The organism is Psychrobacter sp. 1U1, from assembly GCF_051847535.1.
In the GTDB taxonomy this organism is placed as follows: Bacteria; Pseudomonadota; Gammaproteobacteria; order Pseudomonadales; family Moraxellaceae; genus Psychrobacter; species Psychrobacter saeujeotis.
In genome coordinates, this window is sequence record NZ_JBPYDD010000007.1 from 134777 (window position 1) to 157408 (window position 22632).

The window sequence follows — 22632 nt, forward strand, 5'->3', positions numbered from 1 at the left end:
TCTTAATAAGCAGATTGACGACCCCAATCATAAATATCGCGCTTGTAAGCATAAATGATTAAGAAAATACCGATAAGAATCATTGGTGCGCTTAGTATCTGCCCTTTAGTGACCCAGCCCAATAATATAAAGCCTTGATCGGCATCTGGCTGACGGAAGAACTCGACGATGAAGCGGCTAAACCCATAACCCAGCATGAAGACGCCAGTGACTGCCATACGTGGACGCGGCTTGGACGAATACCACCACAATAACAAAAATAATAGCAGACCTTCAGTAAGCGCTTGATAAAGCTGTGAAGGGTGACGGGGCAGTAAGTACTGTCCATTTATTTCCATCATCAACTCTTGCAACTGAGGGTTGGCTTGCAATTGCTGCATATCAAAGGCGGCGGCTTGTGGAAAGTAAGTCAGCCAATTATAGCCGCCATCAGATACGCGTCCCCATAGCTCGCCATTAATGTAGTTGCCGATACGTCCAAATAACAGCCCTGTTGGCACACAAGGCACAATGAAGTCGAGCACTTGAAAAGGCGTCTTTTTATATTTACGGGCAAAATACAGCATACCAAGCCCAACACCGATCAGGCCGCCATGAAACGACATTCCGCCTTCCCAGACTTTAAAGAGATAGGCTGGGTTTTGTAGTAATTCACCGAACTGATAGAACAAGACGTAGCCGATACGGCCACCTAAAATAACCCCGAGCGCACCGAAAAACACTAAGTCTGAGACCATGTCACTTGACCAGCTATCACGCTTAGTACTGCGATACCAAGCCAAACCATAAGCGGCGGCAAAGGCCAATAAATACATTAGACCATACCAATGCACTTCTACTGGACCCAAGGACAGTGCCACGGGATCATACTGAGGATGAATCATCATAAGGGTGTCATAATTATTGATAATAGAATGCTGGTCATAATAGCAAAAATAGCTACTTAGGCATACCAAATTACTGTCAGGTTAGGTTCATCGTAACAACTTATCTGCCGCTGGCAACATCTAGAAAGAAAGACAGAAAACCGCTAAGATATAAAGCTGGGTTTAGAATAAGTACCATAAAGAATACCGGATAAAAATACTGTACAACAACAATAAGCAGATCAATAAGTCATTTTATATAGCGTCAGATCACGTAAGCTTGCGCTAACCAGCGATATTAACGGATTAATATTATTTTTGAGGATTATTATGCGCGCTTACTTTTTAATAGCATCAGTTTTTACTGATCACAATGATTCAAAGAAACCGAGCAGGTTGGTATTAAAACGGTTCATGATACCGCTAAGTCTAGTTAGCCTAGCAGCTTTAAGTGTGTCTTCTGTCCAAGCTGCCATGAGTAGCGTTGAACAAGTGACCATTTATCAAGGCTTAGCAAGTGTGACCCGTGCATTACCAATAAATGGTACCGGCGAGCAGACGCTGATATTTTCATGTTTATCGCCGTCTATTGATCAAGATAGTGTCAGCGTGCAGGCACTTGGCACTGTAAATGTCGGCGAAGTCAGTATTGAAACCTTGAGCGGTGAGCAAGCCGCGCAATGTCAGTACCAAGGTGATGCAAAAGTACAAACGCAGCAGAATAATTTGGCTGATATTACTGCAGAGTTAGAAGCGGCACGCTTAGCCAAAGCATACTTGCAAAATTTGACCAAAGTCACGCAAATAAGTACGGATGGTACATTGGCGAACAATGCGCGTGATTTAGAAACGCAAGCGGCAAGCATTAATAAAAGAATCCTGGATATTCGGCAGCGCCAAGCTCGCGCGCAAGATGCCCTTAATCAGATGATGGTAGGTAGTGCGACCTCAACACGTAATAGCGTGACGCAAGTGAGTGTGCGTACGGCTAGCCGTTCCCCAAGCTCAGTGAAACTGCATTATCAAGTACGCGGCGCAGGTTGGGAGCCAACCTATCAAGCACGCCTGAATACTGAGAGTAAAGAGCTTAGCATCACAGCTTCTGCCGTCATCGCCCAACAAACGGGAGAGAACTGGTCAAATATACCCGTTACTTTGAGCACTGTTAATCCCAATCAAAATACTACTAGTCAGCTGCCAAAAGTACAGCGTTTATCTTTATATGAAGCGCTGCAAGCTAAACGCGCTAGGTATGCGCCAGTTGCTATGGAAGCTGTCCCTGTGGTTGTTTCTGCAAGCGATAACTATGGCGGCGCCGAGTCTGCTGCGAACATGGCACCGCTGCCAAGTTTTACTGTTAGTAGCCAAAACAAAAATGGTATTACTGAGTATCGTTTGCCGCAGCGCGTCAGCATCCCAAGTGATGGTAGACGGGTACGGACGGTCATTGATGAGCAATCTGGTAACAGTAAGCTGTGGCTACGCAGTACACCAAGTGTCGAGCAAGCCGCCTATTGGTACGCATCAGCGCCTTTTTTGACCCCAGCTTGGATCGATGGCTCATTACAGTTATATCGCGATGATAACTATGTCGGACAGTCGCGCTATAGCTATCAATCGCTAAAAGAGCAGGGCATTGGTTTTGGGATTGATCCTAACGTGTTAGTAAAGCAGCTGACCGATGAAGACAAACAAGGCGATAAAGGGGTGTTCAATCGTTTGCAAACCTTGACGACCAAACAGGCCTATCAATTTACCAATCAGCACAATCGCAGCGTGCATTTGCAAGTTTTAAGCGCTGAGCCTATCAGCCGCGATGAGGATATCAACGTTACAGCGACCCATACACCAGCAGTTACTGAGCAGGATTGGAATGACAATAAGGGCATGGTCGCTTGGGAGTTTGATTTGCCAAGTAGGCAATCGCGAGTGGTACAGTCTACTTATCAAATTAGCTACCCTGCCGATAAGAAGCTAAACACTAATTAATTATTAAAAATATAAAATAACAGTCGCGCTAAATGACAGGCTCTTAACAACTATAATTTTTAAAATATAAAGGAACTTTATGTGCATCGTGGCCATCACTTGGCAACTATTTGATGAGTTGCCATTAGTACTACTGTCTAATCGCGATGAGTTTTTGCAGCGTCCAACTGAGCCGCTGCATCAGTGGTCTGATAAACCTATCTATGCTGGACGGGATAGCCAAAGTGGTGGTACTTGGCTGGGTATTCATCAAGAGCAGCATACCGGTTTTTATGAGCAAAACGGACGCTGGGCCGCCGTACTGAATTTTCGCGATGGTGTGCAGGGAAGCTTGGATGAACGCTCACGTGGTGCACTCGTCACAGATTTTTTGACCAGCAATATAAGTCCAATGGATTTTGCACGGCAAATCAGCTTGCAAGACTACGCGGGTTTTAACCTCATTATTGGTGATGCAGCGCAGGCCGTCATTGTTAATAATCGCGGCCATGCACCAACACCCTTGTATGCAGGCTTGCATGTTCTTTCTAATGGTCAGCCAGAAGATAGCTGGTTTAAGACTGAGCGCTTGCGTGGTCGGCTACGTCAAGAAGTACTGCCGCTAATTGCAGAAGATAACTCGTTTGAGTACTGGCGAGATGCTGCTCTCAGTGTGTTGTCAGACAATACTCCAGCGCCAGCAGATAAGCTACCAAATACTGGTATGGCTGCAGAGATTGAGCAGATGCTGTCTTCTGTTTATATCAAGCCTGTTGCTTTTGATGATACAGAAAAAAATGTACCAACTTATGGGACTCGCACGCAAAGTATTTTGACGCTACGTAATGATGCCAAGAATACAAAAGTTACTGCGAATATTATTAGTCGCGAATTTGATTATCATTCAAATCTGCAATAAAAAATGCTCACATGAATATCTAAATGTTCTAGATATTCATGTGAGCATCTGTAATGCGTTTTGGATTAAATGGTCCAATTATTCCATCAGTAAATGATTATTTTGCTCAGGAATAATTAGCTCTTGTCTAAGGGGTAATTCGCGTGCCAGCTCTTGCAAAGCACGGCGGTATACCCCGCGTTTAAAATGAATCACTTGTCCTAGTGGATACCAGTAACTGACCCACTGCCAGTGATCAAATTCAGGTTTACCCGCATCAAAGCGGATGTGTTGCGCGTTCGGCTCATCTAAGCGCAGCAAAAACCATTTTTGTTTTTGCCCAATACACAGTGGATATTGCCCATGACGCACGTAGCGCTTTGGCAAACGGTAACGCAACCAATCTTGCGTTACTGCCAATAAATCTACGTGACGAGGATATAGTCCGACCTCTTCCCAGAGCTCCCGATACATTGCATCCATCGGCGTCTCCCCGCGGTCGATACCGCCTTGCGGGAACTGCCAAGCGTTGTGACCAATACGTTTCGCCCACAGTACTTGCCCCTGTGTATTTGCCAAGATGATGCCGACATTGGCGCGAAAGCCGTCTGCATCTATCATGAACAAACCCTTAAAGTTGTTTAAAATAGCTTATCTCAATAGCATAAAAATATAGCAATCATAATTATTGTTAGGTGAACGGTATACTCATACTAGTAAAACAAGCTTTATTACCATCATTAAACCAAGAAATAGACCAAATGTGTAACAGTATTTTGCTATAAAATGTTTCGTGAATTTAAACGTTAAAAATCAGTCACTTAAGCAAAGGGTTTTATAGGGTTTATAAAACCCTCACTTTCATGAGCTAAGAGGAAAAGTACAGTAAGATTTAGTGATATCGTTAAAGTAATAAAATGACTTAAGTTGTATGACAGATCGTCTATAAAACCTTGTTTTATCCTATGCTAAACTAACCTTGTACTGTTAGTATTCTCAAATATAAAAATATCTAAGCGTTTTAACCAAAGTTTATGAAAGGATAGCAAACAATGGCAGAGTCAAAAGCGAGCGTTACCTGGCAAGAAAACAAAGCATTTATGGGTGTGTCGCCATCGGGGCATAACGTCCAAATTGATGCCGATAAAGAAAAAGGTGCCAGCCCAATGGAGTTGATACTATTGGGGCTAGGAGGTTGCGCCAGTTATGACGTTGTTGCAATTCTGCAAAAGTCTCGCCAAGATGTGACGGACGTGCGCTGTGAATTGACGGCACAACGCGCTGAGACCGTACCAGCGGTATATACTGATATTCATATGCACTTTGTGGTCACTGGTCAAGATATCAAAGATAAACAAGTTGAAAAGGCCATTCACTTGTCAGCAGAAAAATACTGCTCAGCCAGTCGGATGTTGGTACAAGGCGGGGTAAATGTTACTCATGACTTTGAAGTTATTGCAGGGTAAGGGTAGAGATAACTATGAGTGCATTATTTGGGTTAATCCCTGACACCGCTGCCGCCGCAATTTGGGCGATGGTGGTTGCAAGTCTGCTACCATTAGCCATGGCAATGACAGCAAAAGCCATTGTTGGCTTTAGATTGGCTGACAATGCGCATCCTCGTGATTTCTTACAACGTACGACAGGAGCAGCAGCACGTGCTAATGCAGCACAACAGAATAGCTATGAGACCTTGCCAGTATTTTTGGCAGCGGTATTAGTTGCGATGTTGTTCTTTGTTCCGCAATCGATTATAAATACATTGGCATGGCTATATGTGCTGATTCGTATTGGTTATGGAGTGGCCTATGTTGCCAACTTATCGATGTTTCGTTCAGTACTTTGGGTATTGTCAATCGTATGCTGTTTGATGCTGTTTTATTTAGCGATTCGGATTAGCACTTAGTTTCGTAGCAATTTAAGCAGCTTCAAGAAGCTTTATAATTATTAAAAGTAAAGGCGACTATTATGACTGTGCACTTACCTGTAGTGCATTAATAATAGTCGCTTTGTTTTTTTCTCGTTTGATACTTTCCCATAGTATTTGCGCTTCGCTGTAGCCTTTAGTAAGCATGCCAAGCCACTGTTTATAACGACCAACTAATACGATGTCATTTTTGGCCTGCCCTTCTAAAAACTTAATTTGATGCGGTATTAGTGCTTGCCAAGTCAATGCCTTAGAATCTGTCATAGAACCTTCTGCCCAGCCATTATTGCTATTAGCGCTGTCTACACGTGCAATCAAATCTGGACGAGTCACTGCGCCGCGTCCTAACATGAGATGTGAGGTGCCGGCTTGCTGCATACAAGACTGCGCTTGCTCAGCAGTCCATATTTCACCATTAGCAATGACTGGAATTTTAAGCTTATTAAATGCTTCTATCTTTTCCCAATAAGCAGGCGGCTTATAACCTTGAGTTTTGGTACGAGCATGAATAGTCAACCAATCTGCACCACTGTCAGCGATAGCACCACGAATATCATCCATTCTACTGGTATCGGTATAGCCCAAACGAATCTTGGCAGATACTGGAATATGAGCAGGTACGGCTTTGCGCACGGCGCTGATGATCTCGTACATGACTTCTGGTTCATCCAACAGCACAGAGCCGCCCCGATGATTATTAACCGTCTTGGCAGGACAACCAAAGTTGATATCTATAGCAGGTGCACCAAGCTCACAACCCAAGGCAGCGCACTCAGCCATCAATTGCGCTTCACTGCCTAGAAGTTGTACATGAATAGGGGTGCCAGATTCGGTCTTGGCATCGTTATGGAGCTCGGGTACATATTTATAAAACACATGGGCTGGCAAAAGGTGCTGGGTAACTCGAATAAACTCACTGACTGACCAATCATAAGGACGACCTAAATCTGACGCAATTTGAGTCAAAATTTGGCGCATTAATGGATCACTCAAGCCTTCCATGGGAGCAAGGAGACGGACGGGATGTTCAAATAGTTGCTGCATATGATTGTGTTGATCTAACAAATTAGTTTTCTGATTGTCATTATTCATGGGTAATTAGTCATCATTAAGAGTGAGCCGATCAAAAACATTAACATTTAATAAGTCCAATTAAGTCCCATAAATCACTTTTTTGCCGGTCTGCAATCCTGATATTAAGTCTTGAATATTATGAATATCTAAATTTGCTTGAGCACGAGTACAAGCAACATAAAGTAAGCGCAATTCTTCAGGATTAATTTTCACGCCATTGGTTGTGACATCATAATAAAAGTCATCATCGAGCTGGACGCGCGACCATTCAAGTCCCTTTGCTTTGTGAGCCGTTGAGATGACATAGTCAGCGTTTTCGATACTTGTCAGGCTATTCACCGCTTGGCTGAGTACGCTGGTACCATGATCATCGACCAGTTTGACTAGCGTTTTAAGATCGCTACCTTCGTTGGTTTCAGAGTACTCTTGCACATCACTCCAATTATAAAAATAAGCCAACTCAGGTACACCGTAAGCTGATTTACCGTTTTTTAAGTTTTCTGCAGCTTGGCAGAACTTGAGCATGCGGTCAGTATCAGCTTGTAGCGCCACGCGATGACCAAGCTTAAGGCCAGTTAACAGTTGCGCCATGGCAGCAGCATTGGTACGGCAAAGAATGGCATCTTTTTTACTGTGCACCATACCTTTATCTGTTGATGAGCGCTTATCTGGATTACCTTTAAGTGGTACGTCTTCTTGCAATGCCTTTAATAAGGTATTAGCAACTTCTGCAATCGGCTCACCAAAGCGAAAGGATTGGGTCAATAACGTTTGCGGCAACGGTAGCTTTTTCATCGCATTGACTGCACCGCGCCACTCATAAATCTGCTGATGGGCGTCACCAACATAAATGACTTGCTTTGATTGCTGAGTCAAAATGCCCATCATCAATGGGTCGGCATCTTGCGCTTCATCGAATAAAATGAAGTCAGCAGGTATGCTTGGCTTAGACAACGCCCATAATTTTAGATAGATATCATGACCGATACCGGCAGGATGGCGCGCATCGATAGACTGTAACCAGCGTTGTTCGACAGCAGGGTAGAGCATCTCACGCAGCTGTTCGGCGTCAGACTCATCGAGCCAGCTTGGAAATAAAATATGTCTTGGCGCCGGGTAGCTTGCATGAGTACTACAAAAATTGCTGATCGCGTCACTCACGAAACGCGCTAATCTGGCGGGCGTTAGTGTAATATATTTATTAATCCCATCCATTTGGCGCCGTACCTGTACTGGCTGCAAACCCAAATCGTCACCGAGGCGTTTGGGTGAAAAGCGCGGTAAAGATAGCTTGGCTGTTATATCACGAGCAACATGCCGATAAGCAAGCGAATGAAAGGTGCGGCAGTCCACATGACCTGGGAATTTTTGCCGTGCATCATTGGCAATGGCTTTATTGAATGCTAGGTATAAGCCGCGTCCCCGCAGGCGCTCACCGATAAGCTTTAACGTGGTGGTTTTACCAGCACCTGCATAGGCGACTACTTTAAATGACTTGTGATCCATCGCCATATTAAGCGCGCTGAGCTGCTCATCAGTGGGATCGCTCATATAAGCTGGCATAGATGCGGACATAAAAAGGCTACCTAAAATGCAAAAAATGATTAAGAACAACTGGGGTAAAAAAAACCACTGGATATTACCAATGGCTGGCTGGCAATTTAGTGATCATAACAAATGAAAAGAGCTACGTATGAAGGGAAAATGGATAACTGAGGTAGTGTCGGTTTAATTTAAGTCAGACACGCTGCCAGATTTACTCAGTTTGCTAACTGTCGTGTTTAAAGACGTATATTATCGAATCTAAAGACATATGTTTTAAACGGTACGCCTTTAAAAATAAGACTGCCAAGCTAGTCATTATCAGATGTTAGGGCCGCGTTTTTGTCTTCTTTAATCAATACTTTGGCCAACAATAAACCAAGCTCAAACAGCAACCACATGGGGATTGCTAACATCAGCATAGACACCCCATCCGGCGGTGTTACCACTGCTGCAATGGCAAAGCAACCAACGATGATATAGCGGCGCTTATCTTCTAAACCCTGAATGGAGACAATGCCAACCAATATCAATAGCAAGGTGACTACAGGAATCTCAAACGTTAAGCCAAATACCATGAATAGTTTGAGCGCAAAACTCAAATAACTGTCGATATCAGTCATCGGTAATACGTTTTGCGGCGCAAACACGATAAAGAACTTTAAAACACCTTTAAGCACAATGAAGTAAGAGAAGGCGACACCAGCATAAAATAAAAAGATAGACGATGTCAGCACTGGTATAGCGATTCTTTTCTCTTTTTTATACAAACCTGGAGCGACAAACGACCAAATTTGATAAAGAATATAAGGCATCGCTACGAAGGCGGCAACGAACACAGTTAGGCGTATCGGCGCCATAAAGTTGGAAGTGATATCTGTCGCAATCATGGTCGAATTAACTGGTAGCTGCGCGACCAATGGATCTGATAGAAAGTTATATAGCTCGCGTGAAAACCCAACCAATGCCAAAAATATAACTAATATCGCCACGCAGATTTTGATTAAATGGCGACGCAGCTCTATCAAATGCTCTGTGATGGGCATATCGACAAGCTTGCTCACTATATCATCAGGATTGTCATCGAGCGATTCATTTGGCTGATCTAATGAGCTGTCTTCAATTGCCGCTATTTTCTCTTTGCGACTCTTTTGTCGTTTAAACAAACTCATTTAGGTGCCTCGCGTTTTGATAACGAGAGGGGAGTAGTTGAACCGTCTTGATCTGTATTATGGGCAGAAGAGTTTTGTAACGAATACTTTTCTGATTGCTCAAATTCATCCTCATCAAATTCAGACTCCCAATACTCATCAATAGGTGGCATTTTTTCATCTAAATCATGATGTGAAAAACTTGAATGCGAAAAGTCGTCATGTAATAGGTTATCTGCTTTATAGTTCGGTAGATAGGGCGGTGCAGGTAAGCGACGTGACTGATCATAATCACTAAGACGAAACCACATTTTTTCCCATGGTTTGGTAATGAAGCGCGGGGGTATATTGCTAGAAGCGCCTAAGAAGTCTTTAGTGTTGTTAGCAGTCTGATCAAAGCTTCCATCAACCGACTCTGTATCTTTGTATGGATCAGATGAATAGTTTGACAGTCGATCTTGCTCATAGTCATAAGCAAATTCAGCTGGCATGTCCGAGTCTGAGAACAAGCTAGCTGCTTCTTCCTCCGACATATGCATCATATGTTCATCATAGTCGTCTTCGAAGGACTCATCATTTGAGTTGTAGCTATTTGGATTATTTATAGCATCCATGCTTTGGTGCTGCGAATATTCAAAATCTTGCATACTACCACGCAATTCTGCCATTTCGCGCTTCATGTCCGCTTCAGTTTGACGGATTTTAGCAAGTTCATCCTGCATTTGTTTGCGTGTCTCAGCCAAGTCAAGCTCGGCTTCAATTTCAGACTGCAGGGTTGAGACTGTACGGCGCAGCTTAGCGTACCATTGTCCAGCAGTACGTGCAGCCTGAGGTAACTTTTCAGGGCCAAGCACGATTAAGGCAATGACACCAAACAAGAGTAGTTCAGAAAATCCAATATCAAACATAGTTGTCAAATATAGTCATAAATATACTATTCAATGACGTTATTTATAAATAACATCTCTTATACTTTATGTTCATCATTAGAGGTGGTAGGGCTGATTTCTACATCATCAACCTTAGTACCAGTCTGTGAATTTGCTGAAGTAGTCGACTGAGTATTTGAGCTGGCATCATGGTCGAGTACACGGCGTTTACGCGCATGTTCTGTCTCTTCGTCCTTGACAGCTTCTTTAAAGCCCTTTACTGCGCCGCCCAGATCTTTACCAGCGTTTCTAAGCTTAGAGGTGCCAAAAACGACAACCACTACAACCAATAAAATTAGCCAATGGGTGATGGAAAAACTGCCCATAACGGTATCCTTATGTCTTAATGAGACCAATATGTCTCGTATTGTCTTACATTTATTACTTGCACAATAAACTGTTATTGCCAAATAAGAAGCAAGTTATTAAAGATACATTATAACGCGCACTGACAATAAAAAGTTGAAAACAACAATAATTACACAAGCTTATTTCAATTAAAGCTATCTTGCTGCTTTCTCATCAATACCCGAAAGTCCAAAACGTCGTCCCAGCTCGTTCAATACAGCATCAGATTCGATATCGAACCATGCCAATCCTACTAATGTATGAAACCACACATCAGCCACTTCATAAATGAGCTCATGTCGCGCAGCGTTGTACTGAGTCTCATCTGTAAGCTGATTACAATTAGCGAAGTCCTTGGCAGCAATGATACTCTCAGTCGTCTCTTCACCCATTTTTTCTAGTATCTTGTTAAGTCCGCGAGCATATAAACTTGCTACATAAGAGCTGTCTGCAGATGCTTGTTTACGTTCAGCCAACACACTATCAAGCTGGCGCAATATTGCAGTCTGAGTCTCTTGGCTTGATAAACTATTAATATTAGAAACAGTATTTTTATGAGCAGTGCTTTTTACATTACTATTAGTATTGTTATTTGACTGGTAAATATCAGCAGGATCCTTTAATACAGCATCGACTGCTTGCCAGACGGGCTCTGCACCTGTCATGTCTAAACGCTGATAAAAACAAGACTCACGTCCAGTATGACAAGCGATACCACCGACTTGAGTAACACTTAGCACGATGACATCGGCATCACAGTCCAAGCGAATATCGTGTACCTGCTGAGTGTGCCCTGACGTTTCACCTTTGTGCCACAGCTGATTACGCGAGCGCGAAAAATAGACTGCAGTTTGCGTTTTTGCCGTCAGCTGTAAGGACTCAGTGTTCATCCACGCCATCATTAGGATGCGTCCTGTCTCGTAATCTTGAGCGATTGCAGGAATCAGACCATCAGTATTGAATTTTATAGAGGTTAGCCAATTAGGTGTGGTCATAATCTATCTTCTTATAGTTATAGACGTTTAGGTTGATAGAGAAATGGCAAGCATAAGGGTTATAAGGCTCACGTAATCGACGCCATTATAGCTCAAATGCTTGTTGGTTTAGTGCCTCTTTAATATCATTATTAAAAACTATACTTCTATTGGAGCGATAATCATATTGAACAAAAGATTTGCGGGCTTTTGCTACTAGTGAACCATCATACATACGTGTCACCTTGATAGCCATCTCGCCATCTTTATCAGATATGTGCTCTATACCGACTTCAAATAGTAGCTCTTCACGAGCGCGTACACGACTAATAACGTTCAGCTGTAAATTGCTAACAATCAAACCTTGGCATTCTGCATTAATCTCTTTGATACCTTTAGAGTACAAAAACCTCGCCCTTGCCTCGGCCAATAATGCAATGAGTGATTCTAACGTTAGATGCTGCCCAACATCAATCTCTGTGTTACGGACACGCATAACTGTCTCAAAGACGAATACTCTATCATCAAACTCTAACTCACGGTCTATCAACGTTATCTCCTACATAAGTTTTCATAACGTCTGAGACGCCATTGTCATCAATAAAACATAGCTTAAGCAGACATTCAATCAATTTAGGAATAAGCGGTAGTATTATTTTACTAACTGCTTTAATTATGAGCAAGATTGAACATTTAAAGGCTTTTTCACTAAAGCGATGCTTGACATCTTATGCTGGTTTTATAACGTTACTCATTGTTTCAAGGCTGGTGGACCTATAAAGAGGTAACCTTCGCAAACGATAGGTTGAATCATGATGTTAAAACTTTATTTGGCAAAATCGTGACACTTCTGCTAAAATAGCGCCTCCCACCTCGAGGCAAATAAAGGTTTAGTGGTTGTTTTTGAAACCACTATATATAACCGACTATTTGACGACCAGGTTCTATTAAAGACAAAGAGGCAACTCATCATGAAAGTTAAGATGAAAACCAGAAGCGGTGCCGCTAAACGCTTCAAAAGAACAGCGAACGGCTTTAAGCGTAAGCAAGCCTTCAAAAGCCATATCTTGACCAAGAAATCAGCTAAGCGTATTCGCCAACTGCGTGGTCTAAAGATGGTGGACAAGTCTGACGAAGCAGCAGTTCGTCGTATGTGCCCATACATCTAATAGCCTATTGTCATCTGTTTTATTAAATATTTGACTTTGCAATTTGACAGCGATGTCTATCATTTATAGACATCGTGATTCGTTTAATAATGATTAAAATCTTGGAGTAATTTATGGCCCGTGTAAAACGTGGTGTACAGGCAAATCGCCGTCACAAAAAAATCTTAAAGCGTGCTAAAGGCTACTACGGTGCCCGTTCACGTGTTTATCGCGTAGCGGTACAAGCAGTGACCAAAGCTGGACAATACGCTTATCGTGACCGTCGCAACAAAAAACGTACTTTCCGTCGTCTTTGGATTGCACGTATCAATGCTGGTGCACGCTTAAACGGTTTGAGCTATAGCCGTCTTATCAATGGCTTGAAAAAAGCAAACATCGCAATCGATCGTCGCGTACTTGCTGACATCGCTATGCATGATGCAGTCGCTTTCACAGCCTTGGTTGAAAAAGCAAAAGCGGAATTGGCCTAAGTATTAGTCATCCTTTAGGTTTGACGCTTTTTTAAGCAAATATCTATATGGATAGGACTAATATCAATTAATAGTACGATATTAATAAAAGCTACCGCTGGTCGGTGGCTTTTTTTATATTAACTATTTTAACTGTCTACATATTCAAGCCATTTATATAACGAGCCTTGGTATTGAAAATACTAGGTAAATGATTTGCAATATTTGGTCAAACCCCTACAATTACATACCATCAATAATCCGTTTAAATCAGGAATAATACGTCTTATGACTACCCCTGCTGCCACCAACGATTTGTCGGCGCTACCGACCTTGTCCTCAGAGCTTAGCGAGCTAAATGAGACTCAGCTACATGAGTTTACCAGTGCTGCTGAAGCCTTAATTCTACAAGTAACCGATGCGCGTACCTTACAAGACTTACGTGTTCAGCTAACGGGCAAAAAAAGCGCGCTGACAGGTTGGTCAAAGCAGATGGGTAAGCTTGGCCCCGATGACAAAAAAACCTATGGCGCCTGGTTACACAGCGTGCGTAGCCGTATCGGGCAAGCATTGACGGATCAGCAGCAGCAGTTAGAGGTGGCGGCGCTTAACGCTAAACTTGCAAGTGAAAGTATCGATATTACCTTGCCAGCACGTGGTGGTCAAAAAGGCCATCTACATCCAGTGACGATGATTACTCAGCGCATGCAACAGTATTTTGTGCAAGCAGGTTTTAACGTGGCGACCGGACCTGAAGTTGAGAGCGACTACTATAATTTTGAAGCGCTCAATATTCCATCACATCACCCTGCACGTGCGATGCATGATACGTTCTACTTTGATGCGCACTATCTATTACGTACACATACCAGTCCCGTGCAAATTCGTACCATGGAAAAAAGTGCGCCACCGATTCGTATCATTTGTCCAGGTCGCGTGTATCGTAATGACTCGGACCAAACCCACTCACCGATGTTTCATCAGTTAGAAGGGCTTATGGTTACCGAGTCAAGCACCTTCGCTGAGCTAAAAGGCTTGATTAGTGAGTTCTTAGAAGCGTTCTTTGCCAAAGAGTTGACCGTTCGTTTTCGTCCGTCATTCTTCCCATTTACTGAGCCTTCTGCTGAAGTAGATATCCTTGATGATAATGGCAAATGGCTTGAGGTCATGGGCTGCGGCATGGTGCATCCACAAGTGCTGACCAACTGCGGTATTGATAGCGATAAATACACGGGCTTTGCTTTTGGCATGGGTATTGAGCGCTTTGCGATGTTGTATTACGGTATCGATGATTTGCGCCTGTTTTTCCAAAACGACGTACGCTTCTTAAAACAGTTTGGCTAGATTTGGATTGTAATAAAAATACGCCTACCTTTATTCTAAAATCTTTACTATGAAATTTTGATCCGAGATATTTATGAAAATTAGCGAACAGTGGCTACGTCAATGGGTGAACCCCAACAATACCAGTGAGCAATTGGCTGAACAGTTGACCATGGCAGGGCTTGAGATTGATGATCGTTTTGCAGTTGCGCGCGCCTTTAGTGGTGTGGTGGTTGGTGAAGTCATCAGTGTCGAGCAACATCCTGATGCCGACAAACTACGCGTCACACAGGTCAATATCGGTGAAGCTGAACCGTTACAAATCGTCTGCGGTGCGCCCAATGTCACAGTCGGTATGAAAGCGCCCGTGGCAACCGTTGGTGCTGTGTTACCTAGTGATGACTCAAAAGGCTTTAAAATTAAAAACGGCAACCTTCGCGGTGTTGCCTCAAACGGCATGCTTTGCGGTGCCTCCGAGATTGATTTGACTGATAGCATCGATGGTTTGCTTGAACTGCCAGCTGATGCACCAATCGGCACTGATATCCGCGACTATCTAGGTTTAGACAATCAAATACTAGATATCTCTATCACGCCAAACCGTGGCGATTGCTTTAGCGTACGCGGCATTGCTCGTGAGATATCAGTCATCAACGACTTGCCGATGCAGCAGCCAGAGATTGCGACCAACGCTGTAACTGATGATGGCGCAAACGTTGCGGCAAGTGTAGAAGCAGTAGAGGCTTGCCCGCGTTATTTATTGCAGGCGATTAGCAATATCGATCGCAGTATCGATACGCCAAAGTGGATGCAGGATGCCTTGATTCAGTCAGGCTTACGTTCGCATAACTTTTTGGTGGACGTCACCAACTATGTGTTGATGGAGCTTGGCCAGCCGTTACATGCATTTGATGCCGATACCATCAAAGGTGATATTGTAGTGCGTTTGGCACAGCCTAAAGAAACGCTGATATTGCTTAACGAGCAAACCATTACCTTAACGGGCGATGAGTTAGTCATTGCTGATAATGAAGGCGTGCTGGCTCTTGCTGGGATTATGGGCGGTAAGCGTAGTAGTGTGACCGACAGCACAACCAATATCGTATTAGAGAGTGCGTTTTTTAATCCACTCGCCATCGCTGCTCGTGCGCGCCGTTTTGGCTTACATACCGATGCCTCACAGCGTTTTGAGCGCGGTGTAGACTTTGCGCTGCCAGAGTTGGCATTGGCCCGTGCTTGTGACTTGCTTACCAGTGTCACAGGCTCGCAGGCCGGTCAAGTTATAAAAACAGAAAGTAGCGAGCACTTGCCAGCCCGTGCACCTATTACGCTACCGCTGACAAAGGTTTTTGATGTCATCGGTATCGACATTGAACCTGCGGTAATGGTACGTATCTTAACTCAGTTAGGGTTTTGGGTAGAGCAGCAAGCAGACGCACTTGTTTGTACGCCGCCATCGTATCGCTTCGATATGAGCATTAAAGAGGACCTCATCGAAGAGATCGCGCGTATCTATGGCTATGATAATATTCCAAGTGTCCTACCTCATTTGCAAGTCAGTATGGATTATGATGATACTGCCGATTTGACGCATGAGATGAAGCTAGCATTAGTCGATAATGGCTATATGGAAGCAATTAGCTTTAGCTTTAGCGATGCTAAGCTTGAGACGCTACTTGATGATGAGGCGTTAGGGGAGGTATTAGCACTGGCCAATCCCATCTCTAGTGATTTGGCAGTGATGCGCCGTACGTTGCTCTCAAGCTTGTTGCCTTGTGTACAATATAACCTAAACCGTCAGCAGCCGCGTGTACGTTTTTTTGAGACAGGTCTTAGCTTTGTTGGGCAAAGCATCAATGACTTGGTGCAGACGCCAAGTATCGCTTTGGTAGCAGTCGGTGATATCTGGGATGAACAAGCCTACCAAAACCGCGCCTTAGACTTTTATGATCTCAAGCATGATATCGAACAGCTGTTACCAGCTCAGATTGATCCTGCGCGTGTTCGCTATGAGCGTAGCGCGCTGGCCTTTTTGCACCCAGGTCAAAGCGCCAAACTCTATATCGACGATATTTATATCGGCTGGTTGGGTCAGCTGCATCCTAGCACTGCTAAACAGTTAGACATGCCTATGACTTGGGTTGCACAATTATCGCTTGCACCATTGTTAGACTTGGCTCGTGAGCAGCAAGTTATCGCTACCCCAAGTAAATTTCCACAAGTGCGCCGTGATATTGCTATTTTGGTAGATAGTGACATCAGCTTGCAAACGCTAGAGTCGACAATACGTAAAGCTGCAGGTACGTTACTGACTAATCTATGGTTGTTTGATGTTTATCAAGGGGACAAAGTGCCGATGGGACAACGCTCATTGGCATTTGCACTGGTATGGCAAGATAATACTCAAACTTTATCTGACGAAGTAGTAAAAGCAGTCACAGATAAAGTGATCGAGTCATTAGTTCAACAGCATAATGCTCAATTACGCGATAGTTAACTATATTTAGCTAAGTGACTATTAATAAAGAGATTTATTTCGAGATTTGTTAAAAATAGAGTAAAAATACTTTATAATACCTACACTTGAATTAAAGACTCGGTGATTTAATGATTGTAATCAGTGAGTCATTTATCTTTATATAGTAGTCATACCGCTAAACCATGATACCCGATATCTCGACATAGCATAGGAGTCGTACTTGTGAGTACCTTAACCAAATCTGACATGATCGAGCATTTGATGAATCATCTTAACTTGACAAGACAAGAAGGACGCTGTCTGGTTGAGAACTTTTTTGATGAGTTGTCAGATAGTTTGATTGAAGGCAAAGAAGTCAAGCTTTCAGGCTTTGGCAATTTTGAGCTTAAAGATAAAAACAGCCGTCCAGGTCGCAACCCTAAAACTGGAGAGCCTGTTGCAGTATCTGCGCGCCGTGTAGTGACGTTTAAAACTGGGCAAAAATTCCGTCAACAAGTTGATCAGCATCTATTTGATCAATAATATTAAGTTTAATGACTGAGTTTGAGGATGATGAGTGAAAGAGTGGATAGTCACTCTTATGTGGTCATACTGAAGGTTAAATATTTATAATTTTAATTAATTTATTATTGAAAAGTATAAATATCATGCATAAAAAAAGAGAGCATCGGCTCTCTTTTTTTATTAGTATATTCTATTATATGAGTAGCAAAAATTACTGAGCTGGCTCTTCAACAACTACAACTTCGTCAGCAGCATCAACAGCAGCAGTATCAGTTTCGCTAGCTACGTCCATGCTAGTAGTATCGCCGTCTACAGGAACTTCAGCGTCCATTTCGTCAGTAGCAGTTGCAGCTTGTGCTTCAGCAATGTCAGCTTCGGCATCGGCAGCAGCAGCTTCGGCATCAGCAGGAACAGCTTCGCCTTCAGCATCAGCTTCGTTAAGCTCTTCTTGTGCGTCTTGCACTTCTTCTTGTGCATCAGATAAGTCTTCAGCAGCGTTTTCTGTGCTGCTGTCGCAAGCAGTTAAGCCCATAGAAGCAGTCATGATACCAGCAAGAGCAAGTAATTTAAGTTTCATAAGATAATCTCCGTAAAATAAAATGAGCAGTAGCCACAACAAAAGGTTGAACGTTCGAATTATTTCGAAAGTCAACTAATACTAAGTGCAGCTACTCAGCTTTCACGCATTCTATATGTTTTCTTTTCAAATGAGAAGAGAATGTACAATTAAGTAACAATAAAATAGTGAAGAAACTTGGGCAATGTCACTTTGATATAATTTTTAATACAACTTACAAAAGTGTTTTCCGTATAATTAATTGGAACATAGAATAATAAACAACTAATAGATAAATTTTGTAACTAAGGTTAAGGAGTCGTAAAATTCTTTGTTAGCGATAAAAGAATGTAACAGACTGGTTTTACATATATTATTCGTTGTTCGATTATTCAAGAGATGGGCAGACAAACAGTGAAAAAATCATATCAAGAAAGAATATTTTTAATAAAATCTATATTAATAATTAGGTAATAATATTAATTATCTAAAAGATAGGTTCTGAAAGAAGTATAATTTTTGACTTATCAATAGTGATAGTTGTAATCATAACAATATTTATCATAAATTTAGGGGATGTATTATGAAATGGCGAGGCAGACGAGGGAGCTCTAACGTTCGTACCAGTAGTGGCGGTGGAAAAATGATCGGTGGCGGTATTGGCGGCATCATTATAGCTGGTATCTTGTGGTTAGTTTTTGGCGTAAATCCAATGACTGCTCTACAGACTGGTCAAGTGATAACAGGTGGTGGTACCAGTACCTCAACTGAACCAGCCACAAGTGACGATCGTGATACACAGTTTGTTAAGGTAGTACTGGCTGACACAGAAGAGGTTTGGCATCAAGTATTTAATGAAGGTGGTCAAACTTACCAAGAGCCTTCACTTATCCTCTTTAATGGTCAAGTAAGCTCAGCTTGTGGTAGTGCTACTGCTGCTACAGGTCCTTTCTACTGCCCAAGCGACCAGACTGTCTATTTAGATACATCATTTTTTGCAGAAATGCGCCAAAATCTTGGCATCTCTGGAGATCAGCAAGGCTCAGGTGATGATGAAAACCAAGGTAGAGCTGGCGATTTTGCACAGGCTTATGTCATATCGCATGAAGTAGGTCATCACGTACAGACATTGCTTGGTATCACTCAGCAAGTCAATGAAGCAAGTCGTCAGGTGACTCGCACGCAGGCTAACAAGCTTTCTGTATTACAAGAATTGCAGGCCGATTGCTTTGCAGGGGTTTGGGCGCAGCGCAACCAACAGCGTGTACAATTTTTGGAGTCAGGTGATATTGATGAAGCAATCAACGCTGCAAGTCAAATCGGTGATGATCGTCTTGCGCGTGCAAGCGGTCGTGCAGTGACACCAGACAGCTTTACTCATGGCACCAGTCAACAACGTGTGCAATGGTTCACGCGCGGTTTGGAGAGTGGTAATGTACAATCATGTGATACCTTTAGTGGTGCTTTATAATTAATGACAATGTAAAAGCTTATTTATAATAGACAACAAACAATAAAAGGCCTGCAATATCAACTGCAGGCCTTTTATAAAATTAACTCATATCTTATAAATTAAATACATTTTAAATAAAAAATATTCAAAATATAGAATAGAGAAAATAACAACTTATTTATTATCTGCTGTTTTCAAGGATATACGCACCAGCACCACCAACAGCTGCACCACCAAGTGCACCACGAGCGATATCTTTACTATCACCACCACTTCTAATAAGTGCACCAGCCGCAGCGCCTGCAGCTGCACCTTTAGCGGTATTACTGACACCGCTATTATATCCACCATATCCACCAGTTGAGTTGCAACCAGTCATGATCAAAGCTGAACTTGCAATAGCAGTCATCGCGATAGATTTAGCAAATTTCATATTATCACCTATTAAATAATCAAAATTAAAAAGTATATTATATAAAGCTTATTTATACTGTAGTTAATACTATACTCATAATATTTATATAGTCGTAGTAGATTGGCTAAGCTTTGCAAACACTTTGTAATTTATGTTGCCTCACTGTGTCATTGGTAGTGCTTTTACTTATAATTCTTGTATTTATTAAACTATTAAGCTAACACTTTTGGACTTTTTTATCAGGTTAAAGATAATAGAACTCATTAAACTTTAACTATTAATATCTGATAGAACTATCTTGTATAAAATAAATGAAATAATAGAAGTCAAATTGATAAATAATAATTGCTTAGTTTTGAGATTTACGTTTCATTTGTTCAAAAAACTCATCGTTCGTCTTAGCTTCTTTTAAACGATCTAATAAAAACTCAGTTGCTTGAACACCATCCATTGGTTGTAATAACTTACGTAATATCCAAACTTTACGTAGCTTATCTTCATCAAGAATACGCTCTTCACGACGAGTGCCTGACTTTTTGATATTGATGGCTGGAAAGACGCGTTTTTCGGCCAAATCACGTTCAAGAGTGATTTCTTGGTTACCAGTACCTTTAAACTCTTCAAAAATGACGCTATCCATCTTGCTACCAGTATCGATAAGGGCACTAGCAATAATCGTCAAGCTCCCTCCTTCTTCAACGTTACGTGCTGCACCAAAAAAACGTTTTGGGCGCTCAAGAGCAGTAGCATCAAGACCGCCAGTCAATACTTTACCGGATGAAGGGATAACTGTGTTGTAAGCACGAGCAAGGCGCGTGATAGAGTCCAGCAGAACGACAACATCTTGTTTGTGTTCAACCAAACGCTTGGCTTTTTCGATGACCATCTCAGCGACTTGTACATGGCGCTGCGGCGGCTCATCAAACGTTGAGGCAACCACTTCACCGCGCACTGTGCGTACCATCTCTGTCACTTCTTCTGGACGCTCATCAATCAGTAAAACAATCAGATAACATTCAGGGTTGTTACGCGTAATGGACTGTGCAATCGTCTGTAACAGTACGGTTTTACCTGCTTTTGGTGGAGCGACAATAATAGAGCGTTGACCCTTACCAATCGGCGCAATCAGATCAATGATACGTCCAGTTAAGTCTTCTGTTGTACCGTTGCCAAGCTCAAGCTTAAGATGCTCGGTAGGAAATAGCGGGGTTAGATTTTCAAAAATGAGCTTATGGCGCGAACGATCTGGCGTATCGAAGTTGACTTCACCTACTTTTAGTAAAGCAAAATAACGTTCAGAGTCTTTTGGTGGGCGAATGGTACCAGCGATACTATCGCCTGTTTTTAGGCTAAAGCGTCTGATTTGACTTGGGCTGACATAAATATCGTCAGGGCCAGCCAAATAAGAGCCTTCTGATGAGCGTAAAAAGCCAAAACCATCTGGTAGGACTTCTAGTACGCCATCACCATAGATAGCTTCGCCGTTACGAGCATGCGTTTTTAATATGGCAAAGATTATGTCTTGTTTACGGCTACGTGCCATATTATCAAGACCCATTTCTTTAGCAATAGCCAATAGCTCAGTGATTGATTTTTTCTTTAATTCAGTTAAATTCATAGGTAGGTCATTAACGATTTATCGGGTGAGAACTGCCATTAGCAGCACAACCCACGACATTGATTAAAACAACGATAGTGTAGCGATAGGATGTGTGCACAGAGTTAAGATTTATATAGCATTGATTTTTATGTATCAGATTATCATCAGCTGCGCAAAACTGTGTCAGGATGACAAATGTGAATATAAAGAGGACTATATAAGAGTTTGGGATATAAAAGCTTGCAATGAAAGCTCTATATCAATAGTTATAGTTAGTAGTTTCGTTCAGTATACAATTGTGTTTTGTGTTGATAAACACGAGGAGAATAGCGTTAAGACGCATCAGGAAATTTTATGTTTCTCTTGACAGCAGACTATACGGTTTTAAAGTCAGGCTTGTCAATTATTTTTGTTAAAAAATTTGCATAATTTGCTCTTTGACCAATAAAAATGCAAAAAAGCCATCATCTTGTACAGATAATGGCCAATTTTGATCATTTATTCAAACAATCGAGGGTATTGATATATAATTTATAAATGCTTATCAAGTACTTTAGCAAGTTCAGATTTTGGCTGTAAACCCATTACTGAGTCTACTTTTTCGCCGTCTTTAAAGACGAATAAAGTTGGTATGTTACGAATACCAAAGCGGCTTGCTGCCTGTGGATTGTTGTCTACATCGACTTTGACGATTTTTACTTTGCCTTGATAGTCGTTGGCCAAATCTTCTAAGATAGGCGCTATCGACTTACAAGGACCACACCAAGTCGCCCAAAAGTCTACTAGGACTGGGACATCAGATTGTAGTACGTCTTGGTCAAAGTCTGCATCGGTGGTATTAACAATAAGGTCTGACATAATTATTCTCTCTTGTTGTATCATCTTTTGGCTAGTAATAGATGAAAATAGTTTGATAAATTGGGTGGAAACATATATCTGCTATATGAGCCAGTCCTATTTATCTGTCTAACAAATTACCCAGTTACAGCCTAAGAAGTATGGAATGA

Annotated in this window: 23 protein-coding genes; 10 read left to right on the forward strand and 13 right to left on the reverse strand. The window is 42.2% G+C overall.

Features of this window, described 5'->3' with window-relative positions; translation table 11 throughout:
- Positions 1 to 2: 2 nt before the first annotated feature.
- On the reverse strand, positions 3 to 887 hold the full coding sequence (lgt, locus tag ACS8FB_RS11575; RefSeq protein WP_439263102.1) for a prolipoprotein diacylglyceryl transferase: 885 nt from the start codon (positions 885 to 887) through the stop codon (positions 3 to 5).
- 432 nt (positions 888 to 1319) lie between these two features.
- On the opposite strand from lgt, the gene ACS8FB_RS11580 reads away from it, so the two are divergent.
- A complete protein-coding gene (locus ACS8FB_RS11580; protein WP_439263104.1) occupies positions 1320 to 2855 on the forward strand; it encodes a DUF4139 domain-containing protein in 1536 nt (511 codons plus the stop codon).
- A gap of 79 nt (positions 2856 to 2934) precedes the next feature.
- Positions 2935 to 3753, forward strand: coding sequence for an NRDE family protein (locus ACS8FB_RS11585; RefSeq protein WP_439263106.1), 819 nt, complete (start codon positions 2935 to 2937; stop codon positions 3751 to 3753).
- A gap of 78 nt (positions 3754 to 3831) precedes the next feature.
- On the opposite strand, the gene ACS8FB_RS11590 is transcribed toward ACS8FB_RS11585, so the two are convergent.
- On the reverse strand, positions 3832 to 4353 hold the full coding sequence (locus ACS8FB_RS11590) for an RNA pyrophosphohydrolase (RefSeq protein WP_299221022.1): 522 nt from the start codon (positions 4351 to 4353) through the stop codon (positions 3832 to 3834).
- 431 nt (positions 4354 to 4784) lie between these two features.
- Between ACS8FB_RS11590 and ACS8FB_RS11595 the strand changes: the two genes are divergently transcribed.
- The gene (locus tag ACS8FB_RS11595) at positions 4785 to 5198 is read left to right on the forward strand and encodes an OsmC family protein (protein ID WP_439263108.1); all 414 of its coding nucleotides are present in this window, start codon (positions 4785 to 4787) and stop codon (positions 5196 to 5198) included.
- A gap of 14 nt (positions 5199 to 5212) precedes the next feature.
- Positions 5213 to 5638 carry an MAPEG family protein gene (locus ACS8FB_RS11600; RefSeq protein WP_439263110.1) on the forward strand — a complete coding sequence of 142 codons (426 nt, stop codon included), beginning with the start codon at positions 5213 to 5215 and terminating at the stop codon, positions 5636 to 5638.
- 60 nt (positions 5639 to 5698) lie between these two features.
- Here the strand turns inward: ACS8FB_RS11600 and ACS8FB_RS11605 are convergent, their stop codons facing one another.
- The 7 genes from ACS8FB_RS11605 to ACS8FB_RS11635 all read right to left on the reverse strand — a co-directional run bounded on the left by ACS8FB_RS11605 (position 5699) and on the right by ACS8FB_RS11635 (position 12227).
- Positions 5699 to 6751, reverse strand: coding sequence for a tRNA dihydrouridine synthase (locus ACS8FB_RS11605; protein ID WP_439263111.1), 1053 nt, complete (start codon positions 6749 to 6751; stop codon positions 5699 to 5701).
- A 60-nt stretch (positions 6752 to 6811) separates the two neighbouring features.
- Positions 6812 to 8308 (reverse strand): UvrD-helicase domain-containing protein, encoded by a 1497-nt coding sequence (locus ACS8FB_RS11610; RefSeq protein WP_439263113.1) that lies wholly within the window; start codon positions 8306 to 8308, stop codon positions 6812 to 6814.
- Positions 8309 to 8586: 278 nt separating this feature from the next.
- A complete protein-coding gene (gene tatC / locus ACS8FB_RS11615; RefSeq protein WP_439263115.1) occupies positions 8587 to 9447 on the reverse strand; it encodes a twin-arginine translocase subunit TatC in 861 nt (286 codons plus the stop codon).
- Positions 9444 to 10334, reverse strand: a complete 891-nt coding sequence (gene tatB / locus ACS8FB_RS11620; RefSeq protein WP_439263182.1) for a Sec-independent protein translocase protein TatB — start codon at positions 10332 to 10334, stop codon at positions 9444 to 9446. The genes tatC and tatB overlap by 4 nt, the downstream gene beginning before the upstream one ends.
- A 59-nt stretch (positions 10335 to 10393) precedes the next feature.
- Positions 10394 to 10681, reverse strand: a complete 288-nt coding sequence (gene tatA / locus ACS8FB_RS11625) for a Sec-independent protein translocase subunit TatA (RefSeq protein ID WP_299221004.1) — start codon at positions 10679 to 10681, stop codon at positions 10394 to 10396.
- A gap of 177 nt (positions 10682 to 10858) precedes the next feature.
- Positions 10859 to 11698: a phosphoribosyl-AMP cyclohydrolase gene (hisI, locus tag ACS8FB_RS11630; RefSeq protein ID WP_439263117.1), complete on the reverse strand. Its 840-nt coding sequence runs from the start codon at positions 11696 to 11698 to the stop codon at positions 10859 to 10861.
- A gap of 85 nt (positions 11699 to 11783) precedes the next feature.
- Complete coding sequence (locus tag ACS8FB_RS11635) at positions 11784 to 12227, reverse strand: acyl-CoA thioesterase (RefSeq protein WP_439263119.1); 444 nt, start codon at positions 12225 to 12227, stop codon at positions 11784 to 11786.
- Between the two features lie 421 nt (positions 12228 to 12648).
- Between ACS8FB_RS11635 and rpmI the strand changes: the two genes are divergently transcribed.
- From rpmI to ACS8FB_RS11660, 5 genes are all read left to right on the forward strand, one after another.
- Positions 12649 to 12846 carry a 50S ribosomal protein L35 gene (gene rpmI, locus ACS8FB_RS11640; protein WP_058369592.1) on the forward strand — a complete coding sequence of 66 codons (198 nt, stop codon included), beginning with the start codon at positions 12649 to 12651 and terminating at the stop codon, positions 12844 to 12846.
- 113 nt (positions 12847 to 12959) lie between these two features.
- Positions 12960 to 13316: a 50S ribosomal protein L20 gene (rplT, locus tag ACS8FB_RS11645; protein WP_299220996.1), complete on the forward strand. Its 357-nt coding sequence runs from the start codon at positions 12960 to 12962 to the stop codon at positions 13314 to 13316.
- 267 nt (positions 13317 to 13583) lie between these two features.
- A complete protein-coding gene (pheS, locus tag ACS8FB_RS11650) occupies positions 13584 to 14639 on the forward strand; it encodes a phenylalanine--tRNA ligase subunit alpha (protein WP_439263122.1) in 1056 nt (351 codons plus the stop codon).
- A 73-nt stretch (positions 14640 to 14712) separates the two neighbouring features.
- Positions 14713 to 17115, forward strand: a complete 2403-nt coding sequence (gene pheT / locus ACS8FB_RS11655) for a phenylalanine--tRNA ligase subunit beta (RefSeq protein WP_439263124.1) — start codon at positions 14713 to 14715, stop codon at positions 17113 to 17115.
- A gap of 204 nt (positions 17116 to 17319) precedes the next feature.
- Entirely contained in the window at positions 17320 to 17619 is a 300-nt protein-coding gene (locus ACS8FB_RS11660; protein ID WP_299220987.1) for an integration host factor subunit alpha, read from the forward strand.
- Between the two features lie 193 nt (positions 17620 to 17812).
- Here the strand turns inward: ACS8FB_RS11660 and ACS8FB_RS11665 are convergent, their stop codons facing one another.
- Positions 17813 to 18178 (reverse strand): hypothetical protein, encoded by a 366-nt coding sequence (locus ACS8FB_RS11665; protein WP_439263125.1) that lies wholly within the window; start codon positions 18176 to 18178, stop codon positions 17813 to 17815.
- A gap of 562 nt (positions 18179 to 18740) precedes the next feature.
- Here ACS8FB_RS11665 and ypfJ point away from each other — a divergent pair.
- Positions 18741 to 19628: a KPN_02809 family neutral zinc metallopeptidase gene (gene ypfJ / locus ACS8FB_RS11670; protein ID WP_439263126.1), complete on the forward strand. Its 888-nt coding sequence runs from the start codon at positions 18741 to 18743 to the stop codon at positions 19626 to 19628.
- 163 nt (positions 19629 to 19791) lie between these two features.
- On the opposite strand, the gene ACS8FB_RS11675 is transcribed toward ypfJ, so the two are convergent.
- The 3 genes from ACS8FB_RS11675 to trxA all read right to left on the reverse strand — a co-directional run bounded on the left by ACS8FB_RS11675 (position 19792) and on the right by trxA (position 22483).
- Positions 19792 to 20043 carry a hypothetical protein gene (locus tag ACS8FB_RS11675; RefSeq protein ID WP_299220979.1) on the reverse strand — a complete coding sequence of 84 codons (252 nt, stop codon included), beginning with the start codon at positions 20041 to 20043 and terminating at the stop codon, positions 19792 to 19794.
- Between the two features lie 331 nt (positions 20044 to 20374).
- Positions 20375 to 21643 (reverse strand): transcription termination factor Rho, encoded by a 1269-nt coding sequence (gene rho / locus ACS8FB_RS11680; protein WP_075103494.1) that lies wholly within the window; start codon positions 21641 to 21643, stop codon positions 20375 to 20377.
- Positions 21644 to 22156: 513 nt separating this feature from the next.
- On the reverse strand, positions 22157 to 22483 hold the full coding sequence (trxA, locus tag ACS8FB_RS11685) for a thioredoxin (RefSeq protein WP_439263128.1): 327 nt from the start codon (positions 22481 to 22483) through the stop codon (positions 22157 to 22159).
- Positions 22484 to 22632 lie beyond the last annotated feature (149 nt).